The organism is Enterococcus sp. DIV0210g (genome assembly GCF_050559705.1).
Lineage (GTDB): Bacteria > Bacillota > Bacilli > Lactobacillales > Enterococcaceae > Enterococcus_B > Enterococcus_B faecalis_A.
Map to the genome: position 1 here is coordinate 1,936,214 of NZ_CP187903.1, position 21,885 is coordinate 1,958,098.

Genomic DNA, 21,885 nt, shown 5'->3' on the forward strand with positions numbered 1-21,885 from the left:
TTTGGGGTTAAATAAATCTGACCAATAGAATAGAGCCTGGGACATAAAGTCAACCAGGCTCCGTTAGTTTAGAAGTCTTTACAAAAAGATAGTATACGTGTTTTATGGTCGAATGCAACCAGAAATTTACTGTTTCTTGTCAGAAAATAGTGCTGATTTTAGTGTGTCGTACCAGCATTTCCTTTGATATCTTGTTCATTTTCAACAGCGGCCTCTACTGCATAAGTCAAAGAAGCGGCAATATCTTCTAAGGACATCGCTGGTGTGCCGACTGGGCGGTCGATTACTTGATCGGGTGAGAAAGGAACATGGATAAATCCGCCTCTGATTGTTGGAAATTCCTTATCGATCATATACAGCAGACGATACATGATATCGTTGCAGACAAAAGTACCGGCTGTATAAGAAATATAAGCAGGCAAGCCATGATCGTTGATATTTTTCACCATTGCTTTGATTGGAAGAGAAGTAAAGTAAGCTGTATCTCCATCTTCTTCTAACGCTGTATCAAATGGTTGGTTGCCTTCGTTGTCTGGGATTCTTGCTTCGGCTAAGTTGATGGCCACTCTTTCCATAGAAACAGCTGCACGTCCGCCTGCTTGACCGACACAGATAACTACTTCAGGCTGGTGCTGCTGGATAGCTTCTTTTAATACTGCACCGCTTTTGCCGAATACTGTAGGGATCTCTAATTTGATGATTTCTGCGCCAGCGATTTCGTCTGGCATTTTCTTCACTGCTTCATATGCAGGATTTACTTTATCTCCGCCAAATGGATCAAAACCAGTTACTAATACTTTCATCTGTTATTCCTCCGTCCGATTGTTTTAACCTATGATTATCTTTAATCTTACCATTTTCCTTGAACAGCGTAAATAAAGGAAATAGGTGTTTAAATAACATAACAAAGTCAATTTAATATTTTCTTATAAAAATTATCCAACCAACCACTTGAAAGCGATTTATTTTACTATAAAATAAAGACTGTCTGATGAAAACATTACCTATACCACTTATCAAACGAAGGAAGTTAAAAACGAGAAAAATAACATTGTTTTTTAAAATTGGGCTTGTTTTAGGAAGTATCATTACTACCATGGTACAAACAGAAGTACATGCCAACACAGTAACAGGATCAAAAAATGAAATACAGATCACCGTTCAAATGCCTCGAACAGGCGGGGTCATTTTGGATGATAACGGAAAAGTGATTGGTACCACAGATCCTTCTCTTGCAACGTATGCCCCTTTAGAAAGCAGAGGATCTGTCCATCTCCCCCGCGGGCATTGGACATACGGAACGCACACTTGGCCTGCTGTGCCAATAGGACAAAAACCTGCTTGGTCAAATTTCAATCATTATGATTTCCGTCACTATGCACGAGCAGTTGTAGGGAATTCATCAAGTACTGTTTACGCTCCGGCAAATCGCTATGCCTATGCTAGCGCAATAGGTAATAGCAGATACACTGGCTTAGCATACTACGACTGGTGATGAGCCGCTTCTAAGTAACCACAACCATGTTTTTATCAGACACCATTAAAAGTTGTTCTCTATTTTAACAGTAAAGGATTACACTTCATGAACAATAAACTTATTCGGTTGAATTTATTTGTCCTTTTCCCTATTCTTTCATTCATGATTTTCTTTTATGTCCAAGAGATGACACAAGAAAGGATCATCGCCGACAGCTATTCGCTTCCTGAACACTACCGACCCTTCGATTTGCCTCGAACAATCCAAGACGATCGGCAAAATTTTTCGAGGAATCTGTCCATTTTGTTCGAAACGGCAGAAGAAGAACAATTGAACGTACTTTTTCGTGAAACAAATGGAACCTATAAAGCGACTAATGGAAAAGTAGATCCAAGTGTTGATTTAGTCGTTACTGATTTTTATTCTAATGCGCCCGATTTGAGAACGCTGCTGGATCAACCTTCAGCAAAGCATCTCTCCACCAAACACTATACGATCAATTATGCTACGTTCAACAACTATCCATCAGCAAAGCTGCCTTCTTTTAAAGAAGCAACAAAATTTGTGGAGAGTCAAAATACAGAGCAGGTATCAGTGTTTATCGAAAGATTGATGACTAAGTATAATGAACTCTACCAGTCCTCATTCACGAGGCAAGATTTTCAATATACCGACCTTCCAGAAACCATCATGTTCCTTGATTTTCGCCCTGTGAGGAATCTGATTATTACCAGTCTGATCTTCTTCCTGTTATTTACCGCTTTATGGTTATTTGACAATGCGAGAAAGTTGTCGATCTTACGCTTGAACGGGCTCTCTTGTGGGAGAATATTATATAAAGTACTGCTAAAACAGCTGCTCTTCCTATTCGCATTGTGTTGTTTTGCTCAATTAATCTTCGATCCATCGATTTTTCTTTCGAGCATGGGCTACCAAGCTGCTTTTTTTGCCGTATCTATGGTTAGCTCACTTTGTGTCGTTTATTTCTTATGCGCCACTTCTTTTACTGAGAAACTCAATAGGAAATCATATGCCAGAACCTTTATTTTTTCACTTTATCTCTTCAAGACAATCGCATTTGTCTGGTGCTTAGCAAGTGTTCTTATTGTTGTCGAACTGGTCAATCTATCACTTCTTCCTTCTACCTATCCGGAAGAATTTTCTGAGTATGCAGTATTTTATAATACCTATACAGGAAAAAACGGCCATGAAGTCATCAGTGTCGAAAACAATGTATTAAGTCCCCAGCAAGACCGCTTGTACCAATACCTAGAAGAAAACGGGATGCTATTGATTGGCACAATCAGCTACTTTATGGAAGAAGAAGAGATCAACCGCAGTATTAGTGTGAATGTCAATTATTTGCAAAAATATCCGATCATCAGTGTAACTGGACAAAAGATAACGATCTCTCCCGAGGAAACACAACGCGTTTTTCTGGTACCAGAAAGATTGGAGGACCAGTTCCAAGAAATCAAAGAAGAGTATTTGCGTGGTTACTTTTTGGATGAATCACAAGCTGATTTTTACTTTATAAAGTCAAAACAAAAGATCCCCACATTCTATCCAGACGAAGAGATTATTCATTATCCGAGCGTCATCGAAGTCCAAACAAGAAACAATACTAAGGGGAACCTTCGGCAAGTCATTACAGGTGCGGGATACTTTGATCCGGTGAAAGTTCCTATCACTCAATCGGTCGAAGAAACATTCGAACCTATCAAAAAAGTTCTGGAAGAAAATTATTTATTGGACAACTATCCAGTACTCACTCCGCTTTCAGAAATCAAAAAAGTAGATTTACAAAGACAAATCGGCGAAATCAAACGACATAGTATGGAAATCCTCTTCGCTGTTTATCTTCTGCTCACGATGATTGCTTATTTGGTGCTGATCTCGATGAAAATCAAAAAACAGAAATATACGATTTGGCGATTGAATGGTATTTCTATGATCAAAACCTATCGTATGATTTTCTTGCCGTTTTTCATACAATATGGTGCATTGGTTTTGTATACGATTTTCACCGATATGCCTTTTGCCTGGATCCAGAGTCTGATTCTTTTTTCTATCTTAGAAATAGGAATGATTTTCCTCACTCTGCACCGTTTGGAAAGAAAAGAAAAAGCAACTATATTAAAAGGAGAATGATATTCCGATGCCTCTTATCCAATTAGATCATGTAACGAAAACCTACAAACAAAAACTTGTCCTTGATGCTGTCTCCTTGTCGATCAACCAAGGAGAATTCTGGACGATCCACGGAAAAAGCGGTGCCGGAAAATCCACCCTTTTGAATCTCTTGGGACTGATTGATTCATTCGATGAAGGAACAGTCGTACTCTTTGGAAAAAATGCACCGAAAATCAACAGCAAAGCAGCTCTTTTACTACGTAGAAATAAAATCTCCTATCTTTTCCAAAATCATGGATTGATTGAAGATGAAACGATCATAGACAATTTGAACATCCCCTTCCTTTATCGAAAGATCAGCCGAAGAGAAAAAATCAAACTGCAGCAAGAAGCGCTTGCTCAGGTATCCTTAGATTATCCATTGAAAACAAAAGTCTATCGTCTTTCTGGCGGAGAAAAGCAGCGCCTGGCTTTTGCAAAACTCCTGCTGGAAGACAAAGAACTGATTCTAGCAGATGAACCAACTGGCTCTTTAGATAACGAGAACCGTAACCATATCTTGGATCTGCTGTTCCAACAGCATCATGCGGGAAAAACAATCATCGTTGTGACCCATGATCCTTATATCATCGAAAAAAGTCCGCGATCATTCTCGATCGATTCTTGGCAAGAAACATAAAAAAAGAGGTTGTGACAAATTTTCTGTCGCAACCTCTTTTTTCATTTTTTATTTAAATAGAATCATATAAACGATTTGGAAGACTAACATAAATACGGCAATAAACCATTGATTTTTGATAACACCGTATTTATCTTTCATTTCCAACATCGCCACTGGTACGATATTAAAGTTTGCGGCCATTGGTGTTAACAATGTTCCGCAGAAGCCGCATGTCAAAGCAACCATACCGACTAACGCTGGATTTGCGCCTTGGCTGAAAACAAAGGGTGCACCGATTCCAACGGTCATAACAGTGATTGCGGCAAAAGCATTCCCCATGATGACAGTAAAGACCACCATACCGACTGCATAAATGATGATCCCGATGTTGACATTGCCTTCTGGGACGATTTTACCGACTTCTGTTGAGATTACTGTTCCAACACCGGCACTTGTAAACACCGCACCTAATGAAGCCAAAAGCATTGGCAGCATACTTAATGGCCCAACTGTTCCTAACATATCAGCTGCATCATCCAAGAAAGTCGTTGGACGGTTGTTGCGAGAGAAGAACATCAAGATTCCCATGGCTACAAATACCCCCACACCAACACCGACTAATGCCCCTAAATTCGTAAATAGAGCAAATAAAATGGCGAATACCCCAATACTTAATGCTGGGATAAAAATCTTCATGCCTAGTTTATCAGACATTTTTTCCATATATTCTTTTGACGGCAAACGGCTATCGCCTTTGCTGACTTTTTTCGCAATTGCCGGAAGTGTCATAGCAAAAATCAAAAGCCCGCTCACTAATGGAGGCAGCCATCTTCCCGCTGCGATCACCACACCAAGGACTGTCCAAAAGAACGCTGTACCATAACGATGCTGATTGGTCTTATCACTTAAGTTTCTAACTCCAGTGTAAATCAAAACCAAGCCCATCACGATGTAAAGGATTTCTAACAACTTATCGCCTAGAGCGATTGATGCGTCCGTAAAAAAGTTCATTTAGCCTCGCTCCCCTTCCTGGTAATATTTCTTCGCGATTTTCTTTTCTTTCCAATAGAAATAAATGCTTGAAACAACTAAAGCGGTCAATGCAACCGGCACAACGACCAAAGCAAGTTGTCCTAAAGAAACTTCGTAGCCAAGATCAGCTAAAGTGGATTGTACAAGCAGCGCACCTGCTCCGCCCACAAACAATACTTGACCAAAGAACCAGCAGATATTTTCCATAGCAGAAGCCATCCCTTTTAATTCTTCTTCATGACGCGGATCGATTTCCAAACCTTTTGCTTCTACTGTTCCTAGAGCCATTGGTAAAATAATTGGACGTACAAAACCGGCAACGCCGCCGAAGCTAACATTGAACGCCGCAAAAATCATACGGAACACACCATAAATATCGATGATCATACCAGCTGAAACTTTTTTGAATCGTTGGATCAGCGAAGCCGCTGATTCTTTCAGCCCATTTCGCTCTAACGTTCCTGTAGCCAACATAATAATAATAAAAATTGCCATTCCTCGATTATTCACAAAACTGCTGCCTAATAATTCCAGCATTCCTTCAATTCCAAGACCGCCCGTTAACGCTGTGACCACCAAAGCAATCATGACGATCAAGATTGCATCAAGTTTCAAAGCAAAACCGACAATGACGATCAATACACCTAAAAGACTAAGATAATTCTCCATTGTATACCCCTTTCAATAACATGTTACTTCCTATTATAAAACAAAAGCGGTACCAATTAACAGAATATTTTCAAAATTGTTTAAAAAAATCAGTAAATTTTCAGATAAAAATAAACGATTTTGACAAATTTTACAGTTTTTTCTTTTTTAAACAAAAAACAGCGCGTGCTTTCCTGCACGCGCTGCCTCTGTTTTTTTCGGCGATTTTTAACATATTGTTTATTTTAAACTTGTAAATAACCTGTTGCAAACAGGATCAATGCCAATAGCCCAATGAAAGACACACACGTCAGCAAGACACGATCTGTCAATTGATGCGTATTTTTTCCTATTTTGACTTGCTGTTCTTTCTGTGCCTTCATATAAAAGAAGATACCAGGTAAAAATAACACTAATACCAACATCACTTCATTAAAAGCAACCACGAGCATGGCCCAGATTTGAAAAGCACTGGCGAATAATCCAACGGTGAATTGGACCCATTCCTTCCTTTGATAAGAAAGTTTCATTTGGTACAATCCTAAGAATAGCCAAGTAAAGAAAATAGCAGCTGTTCCTAATGTATACGCAAAATTATATGCTTGTTCTGTAAATAATAATGAAAGAAGAAAAATATTTGTACAAATCGTTGTCAATATGATAGCAAATGTTGGTGCACCTTTTTTATTGACTGCGCCCCATTTTTTAGGAAGCAAGCCATCTGATGCCATGTTTCGCATGGTTTCGACTGGTAAGATCGTCCATGACAGCCAAACACCGATCAATGAAATGATCAATCCGCTGTTGATGACGATTGCGCCCCATTTGCCGACCATTTTCTCAAAAACATACCCCATTGCTGGTTGTGTTTGGATTGATTGTAATTCACTCATCGGCATTGTGCCGTAAGGAAGCATTGACACAAGGATATAGACAAGCAACAGACCAAAGATCCCTAAAATCGTTGCTTTACCAACGTCTGATTTTTTCTTTGCCCGAGAGCCCACAACTGAAGCACCCTCGATCCCTACGAATACCCATAACATCACCATGATACAGCTAAGAACTTGTTGTGAAAATGGGATTGCTTGTCCGTGGATATCTAAAATAATGTCGCTCGAAAAATTATTGATAAATTGCTGAATCGAAAAAGTGCTGATGGCTACGACAATAAATAAAAACAACGGAACTAATTTACAAAATGTGACTATTGCATTAACAATACTGGCATTTTCTACCCCTCGATTGACCAGCCATGCATAGCCCCATAGGAAAACGGTACTTCCAATGATCGATGCCAAGTTTTGTCCGCCAGAAAAGATTGGGAAAAAGTACCCAAGCGCACTCATCAACAGTGTTGCAAACGCCACATTCCCTAACCAGCAAGTCAGCCAGTATCCCCAGCCGCTGATAAATCCAGCAAATCGACCAAATCCGGCTTCTGCGTAACTAAAAATCCCGCCTTCAAGTTCTGGCCGCTTTTTATTGATATTATTGATCGATAACGAAAGCATCATCATCGCCGCTCCGACTAAGACCCAGCTGAAAAGTGCCGGACCTCCCGCAGATCCCGAGATGTCGGTCATGATCCCAAAAACGCCGCCACCGATTGCTGAGCCAATGACTAACGCGGCAAGGGGGATCAGCCCTATGCCTTTTTTCTGATTCTCGTGTTCATCCATAAATGATTTCCTCCAACTAAAAACCGCTTTTATAAAAGTATAACAAACCTTATTAAATTTTACCCATAAAACGAAAACTCTCACAAAACTATTACTTTATACATTATTTTTCTAATAATTGCCAGGTAAATTGAATGAATATTCATATTTATTTTTACGTTTGCTTTCAAAAAATCATGCTATACTGGAGAAGAAATGAGGGAGGAATCAACAATGAACATTTTTTATATTTCAATCTCGGGAAATACCCGCTCTTTTGCGAAACGTTTGGCAGAATACAGTCGTGAACAACACCAAGCAGAAGAGTCTTTGCCAGAAGTGACATTGCATGAAATCCATGATAATAGTGATTTCAAAAAAGAAACGGAACCTTTTTTCACCTTCGTCCCTACTTATTTAAGCGGTGGAAATGGTGTAGATAATGGAGATACAGAAATCTTGACCGAAACGATGCGGGAATATTTGGAATATCAAGAGAACTACAAATTATGTCTAGGTGTCGTCGGCAGCGGGAATAAAAATTTCAATAATCAATATTGTCTGACTGCGATCCAATATGCAGAGCAATTCGGCTTCCCGTTTCTTACCGATTATGAGTTGCGAGGAACGATTTCTGATATTGAGCGCATCTACGGCATTTTAGCTGACCATTGGAAAAACAAGTAAAGGAGTACAGAACATGGCATTAGAAAATTTACACAAATGGGCGTTCTTTTACTTCTCACCAGATTTCTCTCCTGAAAAGAACACTGTTATCAACCGAAATATTGCAGGAACATGCGAAATGATCACTGTTGGATTTGATCCAAGTGCAAAAATGGACGGTTCGATTTTTGAAATGGCCAAACAGCTGAAAGAAGAAGGTGTTCAGTTTATTGAACTATGCGGCGGTTTTGGCCCAACTTGGACAGCAAAAATCAGTGAAGTCGTCGATATCCCGATTGGTTCTGTTATGTATGGACCAGAATTCCGCAAACCATTATATGACATCATGAATTGATTTTTTTCTATATAAAAAGCGTCCGCTCAATGATTGAGCGGACGCTTTTTTGTTTAGTTTGTTTCTACACCCATTACTTCTTCTTTTGCTTTTGCATTTCCTGTTTTTTCTAATACAAAATGTTTTACATGATCCATATTTGTCAAAAGAACAAGCATAGATGTTTCTTTTCCTGCTTCTTTGATGGCAGCCAAATCTACTTGGGCAAGTAATGTATCAGATGTGACTTCTTGTCCTTCTGCGACTTTCAAATCGAAAGGTTTTCCGCCCAGATCTACTGTGTTGATTCCCATGTGCAACAATATTTCTAAACCACTTTTTGTTGTGATACCGATTGCATGTTTTGTTGGGAACACTGAACTGATTGTCCCGTTGACTGGTGAATAGATTTGTCCGTTTTCTGGTTCAACGAAGTATCCTTCGCCCATCATTTTTTCAGCGAAAACTGGATCACTTGCTTTGTCGATAGATAATACTTTTCCATCTGCTACTGCTGTCAATTGAACGATTGCGTGGTCACTTGGAGCTGTTGCTGTTTGTGGTGTTTCTGTGATTTCTTCCGCAATTTCTTCTGCTTCTAAACGATCTTTTGGAATACCGAAGAAGAATGTTGCCACAAATCCGCCTGCATAGGCAGCTAAAAGTCCAAGAACGTAGCCCCACCATTTTCCATCTGAAATCAATGGGATCAATGCTGCTCCTGATGGTCCAATAGCGATTGCCCCAACATTCCCGATCATTCCGATTACTGCACCACCGATACCTCCGCCGATACATGCTGTGATGAACGGACGGCCTAATGGCAACGTTACACCGTAAATCAATGGTTCACCGATTCCTAAGATCCCTACTGGAAGAGCACCTTTGATCATTTCTGTTAATTCTTTGTCTTTACGGCAGCGAATCCATAACGCTAGAGCCGCACCAACTTGTCCTGCACCAGCCATTGCCAAGATTGGCAATAAAAGCGTGCTTCCTGTTTCATCAATCATTTGTACGTGGATCGGTGTCAAAATCTGATGAAGTCCAAACATAACCATTGGCAAGAATAATGTTCCTAAGACGAAGCCAGAGAAAGCACCGCCGACATTTAGTACCCAATTGATTCCGCCAACCATTCCATCTGAGATAAAACCTGCAGCCGGCATGATCAAGAAAATCTCGATCAAGCCAACAGCTATCAATGATAACGTAGGTGTGACAATAATATCTACAGCATCTGGAACGATTTTGTGTAATTGTTTTTCAATAATAGATAATAGCCATACTGCGAAAATAACACCCAGGATACCGCCTTGTCCTGCTGCCAGCGGTTCACCAGTAAAGAGGTTCATCAATGGTGCTTCTGGATTCATCCCTGTCAAAAGAACAACCGCACCGATTACACCACCAAGTGTCGGCGTTGCGCCAAAGACTTGTGCGGCATTGATCCCTGTATAGATAACAAGATAGCTGAACATACCGTTTTTCAAAATGTTCATCATATCGATATATTGCTGCCATGTGCCAGCATCAAGCGTACCAGCTGTCACCATATTCGTTAATACAGCTGCGATACCCGCTACGATACCTGTTCCGACAAATGCCGGGATCATTGGGACAAAGATATTTGAGATATCTTTTAAAACCGCTTTTATTTTTGAAGGTTTTTGTTTAGATTTTTGTGCTGCTTTCATTTCTTCTGCACGTTCGTTTACTAAGCTTTTGCCTGACGTGTTAGTTGTTTTACCGCCAGAAGCAATCGGTTCGCCAAGTTTGACACCTGCCATGTCGACCATCTGCTGTGCTACTTTGTTTACTTTTCCTGGGCCGATGATTACTTGCAGCTGTTCGTCTTCTACGACACCTAAAACACCAGGAATGGCTTTTAATTCTGCCAAATCTACTTTGTCTTCGTCGTTGATTTTCATTCGTACACGTGTCATGCAGTGGACAATGCTTTGAACATTGTCCATACCGCCAACACCTTCATAGATTCTTTTTGATAACTCTTCTAAAGTCAATTCATTTTTTGCCATGGTTTTTTCCCCCTTATAAGGTACCTTTTACAAACCCATTTGCATCTGCCAATTTTTCTTCAGCTGTTTGCTTGTCGCTATTTGTCAAAATCATTACGATTGCAAGTTTTACATTTTGTTCTGCTTCATAGAAATAAGATTCTGCTGTGTCATAATCGACCTCTGTTGCTTGCATGATGATTCGTTTTGAACGTTCAACTAATTTTTCATTTGTCGGTTTCACATCAACCATCAAGTTGTTGAACACTTTTCCGATACCGATCATGCTGATTGTTGAGATCATATTCAAGATAAGTTTTTGCGCTGTTCCTGATTTCAAACGCGTTGAGCCTGTCAAAAATTCCGGACCTGCATCCACTTCGATCGGAAAATCAGCATGTTTGCTGATTTCTGCATTTTTGTTGCAAGAAATCGTTCCAGTTGCGGCACCTACTGAACGTGCATAATCAAGTCCGCCGATTACGTAAGGTGTTCTGCCGCTTGCAGCAATTCCGATCACCATGTCGTTTTCATTTAGATTCAATTTTACCAGATCTTCTTCACCTAGTTCATAAGAATCTTCAGCACCTTCGACCGCAACTGTCATTGCATCTTCTCCGCCTGCAATCAAACCAACAACCATCTCAGCTTCTACACCAAATGTTGGCACGCATTCTGCTGCATCCAGCACACCTAGTCTTCCGCTTGTACCGGCACCCATATAAATCAAACGTCCGCCTTTTTCGAAAGCACGGATCGTATGTTCGATCACTGGCTCAATGCTTGGTAATTCTTTCGAAACAGCTTCTGCTACTTTTTGGTCTTCACGGTTCATCAAAAGCGCTGCTTGAGCCACGCTCATTTCGTCTAATCCAAATGTTTCTTCGTTTCTGCGTTCTGTTGTTAAATTTTCTAAGTTGATTTTAGTCATTTTATTTTCCCTCTTTACTCATTAGTTGGTAGTTTGTTCCTGCGTGGATATGATCAATCAATGCTATGTCGCTGTCGATGATTTTTGCTGCGACATTCACTCGCTCATCTGCTGGCAGCGGATTCTTGACGATTTGGATCTCACCCATATAACGCAGGTAGTTTTCATTATCGACTGTTACAGATCCCTTCGTTCGTTCAATCGTTTGATTCTGCGGAATATGCGGTATTTCTTTGAACCGCGCTTCTGCACTCCGGATCACATCTCGTGCTTCGTCTTGGCGGTTGACATGTTTGCCAAGTATATAAGTATAGTTTTCTTTTGCGACTGGTTCGACTGTCAGTAAAATCAGCTGCTCCTCTTGGTAGGCACGAAACTGTTCTTGAACGTATTCGGTCAAACCACCGTCGCCAATATAAACAAGATCAGTGCTGCACTGCATTAAATCTAACGCAGCAGCTAAAGGATTGATTCCTCGATGTTCCTCCAATGTTGGCAATCCTGCAAAAATCGGACCTCTTAAAGTCTCATCTCCAGGCACAAACGCTTGGACTTTCATTCCTTGCAATTTCAACCAATCATTCTTTTCAGAAAACCATGTTTTATCTAAGCCTGTTTCTGGTCTTGGATAATAATTATGCCACGCCTCAAGTTGTGAAAAATCCGCTTTGTACTTTTGCAGCTCTTCGATATCTTGCTGTGTGATCGTACTGGCATTCAAACTGATTTTTATTTGGTGTGACCAATTCGCGATTTGCTCATTGGACAAATGATAGTCCATCCGCAAACCAGTGACTCCTATTTCTTTTAACGGCTCAAGATTTTCAAAAGAAAAACCTGCACGTGTCAACGCGTCGCCGGAAATATCTACCATCAAATCTAAATGGTGGCGCTGAGCTTCTTTGCCCAGTTCTTCAAGGCGTTGTTTATACGAGGCAGCATCATCTTCTGGTATGTGCATCGAAGTGAAGATACCTGTAAAGCCATTTGCTGCCATTTTTTGAATGTATGCTCTTTTTTCATTTGTCAGATCATCATTCATAAAAATCGAGAAACCAAACATCTTGTTCCCTCCATCCGTGTATCCGTATTCATTTCACAAGATGAGTATAGCGCTTTCGAAATGAAATTTCAAGCTTTTATAAAAAATAACTTAATTTCATTTCTTGTTATGTGTAAAAAAATCACAGAACCTACGTTACGGCTCTGTGATTTCTGTATTATAAAAACCTTCTTTACTTATATAAAAATAACCTCATATATATCAGCTCTATTCCCTTTTACAGAAAAAACGGCTTATTTGATGCTCATCATGCTTTCTTTTGGTTCAAAAGAAAGCAATTCTGTGTTGTCTACATAAAAGTCAAAGAATGTTTGATTTGGCATTGGGTTGAAATAGGCATTGATTACTCGAATCAGCGAATTATGACAAACCAGCAGATAAACATTTTCTGTATCTGCTAAACATTCTTCTATTAATGGAACGACACGCGCATACATGTCCATCACTGACTCGCCGCCAGGAAAACGTACAGAAAATTCTAAATGAGCTTTTTGGAAAGCATCTTCTTTACTAGGCATGCCATCATATTCCCCAAAGTCCATTTCATATAGACGTTCATCCACGGTCAATTCTAATTCATTCAATTCCGCTACTGCTTGCGCTGTTTCTTTTGCTCTTTGCAGGGGTGAATGGATGATTTTCGTTACAGGGACTTCAAGTTTTGCTACTTTTTCAGCAAGAAGTTTGGCTTGTTCTTTTCCTTTTTCAGTTAACGGGACGTCGGCTCTGCCGCTGACTAACCCTTTTGCATTCCAAGTCGTTTCACCATGTCTTGTTACATAAATCATTATTCCAGCTCCTTCAATCGTTCTCGCCGTCATTGTACACTAATTGTTCAATTGCTGCCAGTTTCCTTGACCGGATGTAATTGGATGACTTGATCCGAGACTTTTTTCAAAAACGTTTGGTCATGTTCGACAAGAAGCATTGCCGGCTGGATTTCTAAAATCAATTCTTCCAATTGTTTTTGGTTGAACACATCAAGATAATTCAGCGGTTCATCCCAAATATACAATTCGGCTGGCTGCGCAAGTGATTTTGCCAATTCGACTTTTTTCCGCTGGCCCATACTCATCTGTTCGATTTTATTGTGGAAAACTTCTCTTTCCATTCCTAATTTACGCAGATTATTCAAAAACGCTTCATAATCCAAATTGTTTTTTTCAGCAAAATCGCTCAATGTCCCTTGGTTATCCACATAATTTTGCCGCACATAACTGATTTTTAGTTTTTGCGGACGTGAAACGGTTCCTTTCGCCTCGCCACCAAAACTATTTAACAGATATTGGATGATCGATGATTTGCCGGAACCATTTGGACCTGCTAAAGCGATTCTTTTGCCAGCTTCAACACTGAAATCAACGGGCTCAAACAGTGGTTCATCATAACTCAGCTGCAATTTTTCAACTTCAAGAAGCCGCTTATGGTGAGATGGCTGGTAGTTGAGTGTCAAAGGATCGATATATTCGATATCTTTCAACAGCTTTTCTTTTTCACCAATCTGACTATCCATACGTTGGACGATTGCTTTTGATCGTTTCATTGCTCGCGCAGCATCAGCACCAATTGCTCCTTTGTCCATGCGGCGCATCTCTGTGTCAATGAACCCGGTATTCTTCTTAGCTTTATCACCTTCGCGAGAACGCGACCACTCCGCTTTTTCAGCCGCTGTTTTTTTCAAACGCCCGATTTCTTTCTTCAGCTTTTCATTTTGCGCAAGTTCAAATGCATCTTTCATCTTTTTCTGTTCTTCATAAACAGTAAAGTTTCCTTGATATAATTCTAATTTGCTTTTTTCGATTGCTAAAACATGATCAACGACCTCGTCAATAAAACTGCGGTCATGGCTGACTACGATGAATCCTTGATTTTTCTTTTTCAAGTATTCCGCTACTTGTTCTCTGCCTCGGATATCCAAATGATTGGTTGGCTCATCGATCAGCGGGAAATGCAGATCATCAACAAAAAGGAGCGCCAGTAATACTTTTGTTTTTTCGCCGCCAGAAAGGGAATCGAAAGGCCGCCATAAAATATCCGGATCAGCTTCCATCAAATTGAGTTCTCTTTCGATCTCCCATTGTTCAAATGTACTGATATCATTCAATACATAGTAAGTTAAACGGTCTGTTTCCTGTGTTTTTTGCGGAAAGTAGACAAACTCCTGTTGATGACTGATTTGTCCTTGATAAGGAAGTTTTCCTTGCAGAATGGAGAGCAGCGTTGTTTTCCCACGACCATTCCGTCCAATCAATCCTAATTTCCATTTTGTGTCAAAGTTCAAATCGGCTTGTTCGAACAGCATCGTTCCTTGATTATCATAGCCGAAAGTTAGTTGTTTGATTTCTATTTTAGACATATGTCTCACCTCATTAAAAAAAGACTAGTCCTATTTTCAGAACTAGCCGACAAGACGAGACACAAAAAGACCCGTACATTGATCGCCTAAGCCAATCCTGAAAATCTGCACACTGCTCCCTTGGTAAAAAAGGTACAGTCTGAATGCAGCTTCAACAAATTGACTTATTTTTTCAATGCACGGATCCCTCACTTCGTTTATTTGACAAAAAGATACCACATCTTTTCATCAGCTGTCAACAAAAAGTAATTTTTTTAAAATGACAGCCTTTAAATAACATTCATTAGCTTATATTTCTTTTTCACGATAAAAGTTTTCCCATTTTCACAAACAAAATAGTCCAATTTTTTGATTTTTTCTATATACTAGACTAGAAAGAACAAATCGTAAGGAGAGAATGTTTATGAAAATTGCTATTGCTGGCGCCGGTGCCATGGGAAGCCGGATTGGACTAATGCTTCATCAAAGCGGAAATGACGTGATCTTGATTGATCGCTGGCCAGAGCATATCCAAGCGATCCGCGAAAACGGACTAATCGCAGATTTCAACGGGGAAGAAGTTGTAGCGAAAATCCCTATTTTTTCTCCAGAAGAAGTTGTTGAAAGCGGCTTGCAAGCTGATTTGATCGTCGCTTTGACGAAAGCGAACCAACTAGATGGTATGTTCCAAGCTATCCAATCAATCATCACAAAAGACACACATGTTTTATGTTTATTGAACGGACTTGGACATGAAGATGTTTTAGAAAAATATGTACCAAAAGAAAATATTTTATTTGGTATCACGATGTGGACTGCTGGTCTTGAAGGTCCTGGAAGAGCAAAACTATTAGGAAGCGGCGAAATCGAATTAGAAAATCTTGAACCTGCTGGCAAAGACTTTGCCTTACAAGTTGTCGACACATTTAAAGAAGCAAACTTGAATCCAGTATATAGTTCAAATGTCCGCTATTCTATTTGGAGAAAAGCCTGCGTGAATGGTACATTGAACGGCCTTTGCACAATTTTAGACTGCAACATTGCAGAACTAGGCGCACAAAATGTTTCTCACTCCTTAGTGACAACACTAGTAGCTGAATTCGCTGTTGTAGCCGAAAAAGAAGGAATCATCCTTGATCAAGAAGAAGTGGTTCGCCACATCGAAGCAACGTACGATCCAAATGATATCGGCCTTCACTATCCTTCTATGTATCAAGATTTAATCAAAAATCATCGTTTAACAGAAATCGACTACATCAACGGAGCTGTTTGGCGTAAAGGAGAAAAATACAGTATCCCAACGCCTTATTGTGCTTTCTTGACACAATTGATCCACGCAAAAGAAGGTTTATTAGACGCAAAATAAAGCTTTTTTAAATAACATCTATTCGAAAAAACAGAGCTTTGCAAAGACTGGACACATAAATGTCCAGTCTTTTTTTGTTTAGCTACAGCTGCATTTCTTCTCTTCGTGATTTTCTTTCTATTATGTAAGCATTCTATTCGCTTTTCCCTTACGAAAAAAGCTATGATAAAGGTACTCTAAAAACTAGTGAAAGCGAGGGAGATTTATGTCTGCAAATTCCGTTTTATTGATTCCTAAAGATAAAGAATTATATTTCTTTTCTTCTATTGCTTCCTTTGACGTTATTTCTGGGAAAGAGCTATTTAATGAATCTTTTTTTAAAGAACATCCATCATTGGACCATTATGAATTGATCATCTTTTTAGATTATGGATTTGACACAGAAATGGCTGCGCGGATTCGTTCGCATGTTTCGGGAAAAATCATTTTATTCTTTTGGAACCATTTCAAAAAGGAACATTTCCAGCTGCTTGAAAAAGCCCAAAATGAGCCGGCAATCGATGAAATCTACCATTTTGATGCACTTGAGGCAAACGCTCTGAAATTGAAACACAACAGTTCTTTTTATTCCAGCGAAATGAAGATTCCGCACAATATCCCTGAATATGATTTATTCTTTGGTGCGACTAACCATGGGCGTAAAGAAAAAGCCGAAGCATTGAAAAAAGAATTTGATGCACTGGGTTTACGGACAGATTATTTTATTCTCCCGCTCAAAGGAAATGAACAAGCTGGTTATCTGCCCTATCCAGAATACTTGGAACGGACTTCTCATTCTGCCGGGATTCTTGAATTGCTTCGCGAAGGACAGCATGGGGTCACATTACGAACATTCGAATCGGTTTATTTCCAGAAAAAGCTGCTTACAGCAAACAAAGTGATTTCTCATTATCATTTTTATGACCCAGAAAACTTCTTTTTATTAAATGAACGACCACTTGCGGAACTACCTGATTTCTTGCATCGACCTTATCGTCCAGTGGAACAAAAATATCTTGAATTTTTCGATGCACAGAATTGGGCAAAACGATTTGCTAATTACGATCCTAATATCTTTAAGGAATATGAATACAAAGAAGAACTATTGAACGAAACAATTGAATTTTAAAAAAATTTTCAGAGACTAGATTTATTTCTGCAGAAATAGATCTAGTTTTTTGTTTTGGTTTTTTTCTTTTACTAAAATATGTTCTTACTACTTTTTTAAATAACGATTGGCACTTTTTCTCTATCGTTCCCTCTTCTTCATTTTCTTCGCTATTTCCCTGGTAATACAGCATTTCTCTACCTTTTACCCTAAAGAGAAGCTTTTCAGGAAATTTCAAAATGATGATTTTTCAATGAGAGTCTCCTAAATTTTTATAGAAGTGTTGAAATTGTCAGAATATTTGGTATTATTAGTCAATAATAAAATTGTTATGTTTATTTCAGAAAAGAGGATGCTTATGGAAAACACCAAACTAAAAAAACAAATGAGCTCGCGGCACATCACTATGCTGGCTCTAGGCGGCGCAATCGGTGCAGGACTATTCAAGGGAAGCGGAGAAGCAATTGGTATTGCCGGCCCTGCTGTTCTCTTAGCTTTTTTAATTGGTGGATGTGTACTCTTTATTGTAATGAATGGATTAGGAAAACTTGTCTTAAATGGTGAAAACCAACAAGGCTTATCTGGGCTTATCCGCCCTTATCTTGGCCATCATTCTGCTGATTTTATCGATTGGGTCTATTGGTCTTTATGGATGATCAATATTATCGCCGAGGCAGTGGCAGCCGCATCTTTCTTGCAGCTTTGGTTCCCTCACGTACCAACTTGGACTTTTGTACTGATCTTAGCTGTGTTGACTACGCTGATCAATCTTTATTCAGTCAAACTTTTTGCTGAAACAGAGTATTGGTTGGCATTTGCTAAAATCAGCGTTATCATTTGTTTGATCATTTTCGGCGTTTATCTTGTGTTCCAGCAAATCATGCATCAAGGGATGATGCCTACATTTAGCCGTTTGACTGATCATGGCGGTTTTTCGCCACATGGAATGAAAGGAATCATCAATTCCTTGTTAGTTGTTATCTATTCTTACGGCGGCTCTGAGCTGATCGCAATTACTGTCAGTGAAGCAGAGAATCCTAAAAAAGCGATTCCTAAAGCAATCAGAGGTGTTATGGGAAGAATCATTTCTTTTTACATCATTCCATTATTGCTTTTATTGATCATCTATCCTTGGAACACTTTGGCAATTACAACTGTCAGCCCGTTTGTGATGATTTTTGAGAAAATGCATGTTCCTTTTGCAGCGGATATCGTAAATTTCGTGATTGTTCTAGCACTTTTCTCTTCTATTAATTCTGGCGTATACGCAGCCTCTCGTACATTGTTCTTCCGTTTGAAAGACAAAGAAGGTGCGGCTAAGAAACTTGCTGTTTTAAACAAACATCATGTACCACAACGTTCTGTTATCTTTTGTACAGGTGTCTTGTACTTAGGCGTTGTCCTTTCTTACTTTGTTGGTGATGATCTATTCGGTTATCTTGCCGGTTCGCTTTCTTATACTGTATTAGTTATCTGGCTGATGATCAGCGCGGCTGCTTTTATTTTAGCGTTGAAACAACGTACAACTTTTGGTATCTTTATCAATTCAGTTGCTCTACTCGTTCTTAGCTTGATTTTTACAGGGATCTTGTTCACGAACTCGATTGGTGTTACTGTTTTGACGGCCATTCTATACTTGGTTATTTTCTTCAGTTATAGAAAAGATAAAGACAGAGAAGCTGTTTCTCTAGCAAACTAAAACATGACAAAAAACCATCGAAGCATGTATGGATGCTTCGATGGTTTTTCGTATTTTTTCTCTATACTTTTGACTGCTTAGTTAAATCCACTTTTGTGATACCTAAGCCAGTGAAGGCACTCACCATCGAGAAAACTGGAGACAAGAGACTAAAGAAAACAAATGGCAAGTAGCTCAATGTTGGAATACCGAATGTACTTGCGACAAAACTGCCTGCGATTCCCCAAGGTACTAAGTAATTGATTACCGTTCCGCCATCTTCCAAGGTGCGGCTCAATACGGTGCGATCAAAACCAGCTTTTTCGTAAGTTTCCTTGAATGCATTTCCTGGTAAAATCACAGATAAAAATTGTTCTCCAATAAACAGATTGACCCCGATACCTGTCAATAACGTTGTCAAAATCAACTTAGGCGTATTGGTCATTTTTTTCGATACAACTTCCATCACTGTAGAAATCAAACCAAATTCAATCAGCAGACCGCCAAGAGATAATGTTAAAATAATCAAGGAAACAGTCGGCATCATACTTTCGATCCCGCCGCGACTCAGCAAGGCATCGATTTGCTGATTCCCTGTGTGTGCAGAAAATCCTGATTCAATAACTGTTGCAAGTTTCGTCAAAGAAGTTTGCGGATGTTGGATCAAGATCATCACGATAGCCACCGCAATGTTTAGCAAAATCGTCAAAATCGCTGGTATTTTTCTCCAAGCACATAACAGCATCAATACTAGCGGAAGCAAGGACCACAAAGAAATCGTAAAATTACTTTCTAAGACTGCTACTACTTCATTGATAGCAGAAAGACTGGTTGTCCCTTCTGTATGGCCTAAAAACATGAATAAAAAGAAAGATAAGACAAATGCAGGAATCGTTGACCACATCAAGTGCTTGATGTGTTTGAATAAATCCACTTCGACGATTGCCGCAGCTAAATTCGTTGATTCAGATAACGGAGACATCTTGTCCCCAAAGACAGCCCCAGAAACGATTGATCCAACGACTAAGGCAGGATTCAATCCTAATGTCGTACCGATCCCAAAAAACGCGATCCCGATCGTCGACATGACAGTAAAGGCACTTCCAACAGCACTCCCAACGATTGCACATACAACAAACACCGAAGGCACAAACCATTGGACACTAATCAATTTAAAGCCAAAAACCATAAGTGTAGGGATGATTCCTGCTTGTATCCACACAGCAATCAGCGCACCAACTAGAATAAAAATAAAGATGGGGATAATTCCTGGTTTGATTCCATTGATGATCCCTTCATGCAGGATCTCTGATGGAAATCTTTTGATGACACCGTACAACATCACAACTCCGATTGCAGCTAATATCGCGACATTCGGCGATAAATGCAGTCCAACCACACTAATGGCGATCCCTGCAACAATTACTATCAACATACAGCTTGCTTCTAAGAAACTTGGTTTTTCTATTCTATTCATAAAAATTCTCCTTTTTGTTTGTATTCTACGTATCAAAAAGGGAATAATATCGTATTACGCCGCCACAGTTCATCTGCCTGCCTCCTTAAAAAAATAAAAAAGCCGTTTTTAAAAGAGGACGAAAAAATTCCGCGGTACCACCTCAATTAAAAACAGACTCGTTTTTCACTTTAACATTATTCAGTTATTGACGTTTTCCCGTAATTCACTAATTAGACTTGATCGGTTCGCAGCAACCACCGACTTTCTGGACAAAACATCTAATTTGCTACTGAAAGAAACGTTTATTTTCACAAAGTTTACCTTCCCGCCCTTTAATTGTCAATAAAAAAATATTAAACATTTTTTTAGCAATGCACTCCGCTCCTCTTTCTCTAGCAGAAGTGATACACTTAAAGCGGATTCAAAAAAAGCAGAGATGCTCTGCATATTTGAGGTGAGATTCAATGGAAAATAAATTTGCTTTTTGTGTTTGGGTCAACGGTTCCGTTCGTGAGATGGCAGACTTTTATTCGCGTATTTTTGAAAAATCAAAGGAAACCAGAATCAATTATTTTTTAGATGATCTCCATGGAAAAAAAGGCGATATTTTGACAATCACTCTTGAATTAGATAACGCAGAATTTATTCTTTTAAACGGCGGTCCGGAATTCTCGACTACTCCAGCAGTTTCTTACGTGGTGGAATGTCCAACCGAAGCACAACTGCATCATTTATGGAGTGCCTTCAGCGAAAAAGGGCAAATTCTAATGCCTTTAGAAAACCATCCAGAAACTGGACTTTTCGGCTGGGTCAATGATGAATTTGGCATTTCTTGGCAATTGAAGGTCAGTGATGTACCAGAGCAAAAAATCACTCCTTGTTTTCTCTTTGCCAATGAACTGTACGGCAAAGCAGACGAAGCTATTAAAGATTGGTTAGACATTTTTTCTCATGGTACTGTGCTTGATAAATCTCAAAAAGAAGACGGTACTGTTTTATGGGCAAAATTCAAATTGTATGATCAAGAATTTTATATTATGGATAACGAAATTCCACATGATTTCGGCTTTACTATGGGCAATTCTTTTTATGTTTACTGTGATGGACAACCTGAGATTGATCGGCTCTTTTATGCGCTGACAGAAGACGGAAAAGCTTATCCATGCGGGTGGGTCAATGATCGTTTTGGCGTATCTTGGCAGTTAGTCACAAAAGATTTAGACGAGCTGCTTGATGGAAAAAATGAAGAAAAATCATATCAAACGATGCAAGCTTTATACGAAATGACAAAAATAGATATTGAAAAATTACGACGTGTTTATATGGATGCTTAATA

At 39.4% G+C, this 21,885-nt stretch carries 19 protein-coding genes; 9 read left to right on the top strand and 10 right to left on the bottom strand.

Features of this window, described 5'->3' with window-relative positions; translation table 11 throughout:
• Positions 1–158: 158 nt before the first annotated feature.
• Complete coding sequence (gene pcp, locus IGI64_RS09450) at positions 159–803, bottom strand: pyroglutamyl-peptidase I (RefSeq protein WP_429940280.1); 645 nt, start codon at positions 801–803, stop codon at positions 159–161.
• A 248-nt stretch (positions 804–1,051) separates the two neighbouring features.
• On the opposite strand from pcp, the gene IGI64_RS09455 reads away from it, so the two are divergent.
• The 3 genes from IGI64_RS09455 to IGI64_RS09465 all read left to right on the top strand — a co-directional run bounded on the left by IGI64_RS09455 (position 1,052) and on the right by IGI64_RS09465 (position 4,289).
• Positions 1,052–1,495, top strand: coding sequence for a lactococcin 972 family bacteriocin (locus IGI64_RS09455; RefSeq protein WP_429940281.1), 444 nt, complete (start codon positions 1,052–1,054; stop codon positions 1,493–1,495).
• Between the two features lie 87 nt (positions 1,496–1,582).
• Entirely contained in the window at positions 1,583–3,628 is a 2,046-nt protein-coding gene (locus tag IGI64_RS09460) for a bacteriocin-associated protein (RefSeq protein WP_429940282.1), read from the top strand.
• Between the two features lie 7 nt (positions 3,629–3,635).
• Positions 3,636–4,289: a putative bacteriocin export ABC transporter gene (locus tag IGI64_RS09465; RefSeq protein WP_429940283.1), complete on the top strand. Its 654-nt coding sequence runs from the start codon at positions 3,636–3,638 to the stop codon at positions 4,287–4,289.
• A 48-nt stretch (positions 4,290–4,337) separates the two neighbouring features.
• Here the strand turns inward: IGI64_RS09465 and IGI64_RS09470 are convergent, their stop codons facing one another.
• The 3 genes from IGI64_RS09470 to IGI64_RS09480 all read right to left on the bottom strand — a co-directional run bounded on the left by IGI64_RS09470 (position 4,338) and on the right by IGI64_RS09480 (position 7,633).
• Positions 4,338–5,282: a DUF979 domain-containing protein gene (locus IGI64_RS09470; protein ID WP_429940284.1), complete on the bottom strand. Its 945-nt coding sequence runs from the start codon at positions 5,280–5,282 to the stop codon at positions 4,338–4,340.
• Positions 5,283–5,972, bottom strand: a complete 690-nt coding sequence (locus IGI64_RS09475; RefSeq protein WP_016623290.1) for a DUF969 domain-containing protein — start codon at positions 5,970–5,972, stop codon at positions 5,283–5,285.
• Between the two features lie 224 nt (positions 5,973–6,196).
• Positions 6,197–7,633: a basic amino acid/polyamine antiporter gene (locus tag IGI64_RS09480; RefSeq protein ID WP_429940285.1), complete on the bottom strand. Its 1,437-nt coding sequence runs from the start codon at positions 7,631–7,633 to the stop codon at positions 6,197–6,199.
• Positions 7,634–7,846: 213 nt separating this feature from the next.
• Between IGI64_RS09480 and nrdI the strand changes: the two genes are divergently transcribed.
• Positions 7,847–8,299, top strand: a complete 453-nt coding sequence (gene nrdI, locus IGI64_RS09485) for a class Ib ribonucleoside-diphosphate reductase assembly flavoprotein NrdI (protein WP_429940286.1) — start codon at positions 7,847–7,849, stop codon at positions 8,297–8,299.
• 13 nt (positions 8,300–8,312) lie between these two features.
• Positions 8,313–8,633 (top strand): DUF6506 family protein, encoded by a 321-nt coding sequence (locus IGI64_RS09490; RefSeq protein WP_429940287.1) that lies wholly within the window; start codon positions 8,313–8,315, stop codon positions 8,631–8,633.
• A gap of 53 nt (positions 8,634–8,686) precedes the next feature.
• On the opposite strand, the gene IGI64_RS09495 is transcribed toward IGI64_RS09490, so the two are convergent.
• The 5 genes from IGI64_RS09495 to IGI64_RS09515 all read right to left on the bottom strand — a co-directional run bounded on the left by IGI64_RS09495 (position 8,687) and on the right by IGI64_RS09515 (position 14,980).
• Complete coding sequence (locus tag IGI64_RS09495; protein ID WP_429940288.1) at positions 8,687–10,651, bottom strand: glucose PTS transporter subunit IIA; 1,965 nt, start codon at positions 10,649–10,651, stop codon at positions 8,687–8,689.
• Between the two features lie 13 nt (positions 10,652–10,664).
• Positions 10,665–11,561 (bottom strand): N-acetylmuramic acid 6-phosphate etherase, encoded by an 897-nt coding sequence (murQ, locus tag IGI64_RS09500; protein ID WP_429940289.1) that lies wholly within the window; start codon positions 11,559–11,561, stop codon positions 10,665–10,667.
• A 1-nt stretch (position 11,562) separates the two neighbouring features.
• Entirely contained in the window at positions 11,563–12,624 is a 1,062-nt protein-coding gene (locus IGI64_RS09505) for a DUF871 domain-containing protein (RefSeq protein ID WP_429940290.1), read from the bottom strand.
• A 233-nt stretch (positions 12,625–12,857) separates the two neighbouring features.
• Entirely contained in the window at positions 12,858–13,412 is a 555-nt protein-coding gene (locus IGI64_RS09510) for a histidine phosphatase family protein (RefSeq protein ID WP_429940291.1), read from the bottom strand.
• A gap of 47 nt (positions 13,413–13,459) precedes the next feature.
• Positions 13,460–14,980, bottom strand: a complete 1,521-nt coding sequence (locus tag IGI64_RS09515; protein ID WP_429940292.1) for an Lsa family ABC-F type ribosomal protection protein — start codon at positions 14,978–14,980, stop codon at positions 13,460–13,462.
• Between the two features lie 403 nt (positions 14,981–15,383).
• On the opposite strand from IGI64_RS09515, the gene IGI64_RS09520 reads away from it, so the two are divergent.
• The 3 genes from IGI64_RS09520 (at position 15,384) to IGI64_RS09530 (ending at position 19,111) form a co-directional block, all read left to right on the top strand.
• Positions 15,384–16,325 (top strand): 2-dehydropantoate 2-reductase, encoded by a 942-nt coding sequence (locus IGI64_RS09520; protein WP_429940293.1) that lies wholly within the window; start codon positions 15,384–15,386, stop codon positions 16,323–16,325.
• 205 nt (positions 16,326–16,530) lie between these two features.
• Positions 16,531–17,433: an oligosaccharide biosynthesis protein Alg14 gene (locus tag IGI64_RS09525; RefSeq protein ID WP_429940294.1), complete on the top strand. Its 903-nt coding sequence runs from the start codon at positions 16,531–16,533 to the stop codon at positions 17,431–17,433.
• Between the two features lie 337 nt (positions 17,434–17,770).
• Positions 17,771–19,111 carry an amino acid permease gene (locus IGI64_RS09530; RefSeq protein WP_429940295.1) on the top strand — a complete coding sequence of 447 codons (1,341 nt, stop codon included), beginning with the start codon at positions 17,771–17,773 and terminating at the stop codon, positions 19,109–19,111.
• Between the two features lie 61 nt (positions 19,112–19,172).
• Here the strand turns inward: IGI64_RS09530 and nhaC are convergent, their stop codons facing one another.
• Entirely contained in the window at positions 19,173–20,567 is a 1,395-nt protein-coding gene (nhaC, locus tag IGI64_RS09535; protein WP_429940296.1) for a Na+/H+ antiporter NhaC, read from the bottom strand.
• Between the two features lie 446 nt (positions 20,568–21,013).
• On the opposite strand from nhaC, the gene IGI64_RS09540 reads away from it, so the two are divergent.
• The gene (locus tag IGI64_RS09540) at positions 21,014–21,883 is read left to right on the top strand and encodes a VOC family protein (RefSeq protein ID WP_016623274.1); all 870 of its coding nucleotides are present in this window, start codon (positions 21,014–21,016) and stop codon (positions 21,881–21,883) included.
• Positions 21,884–21,885 lie beyond the last annotated feature (2 nt).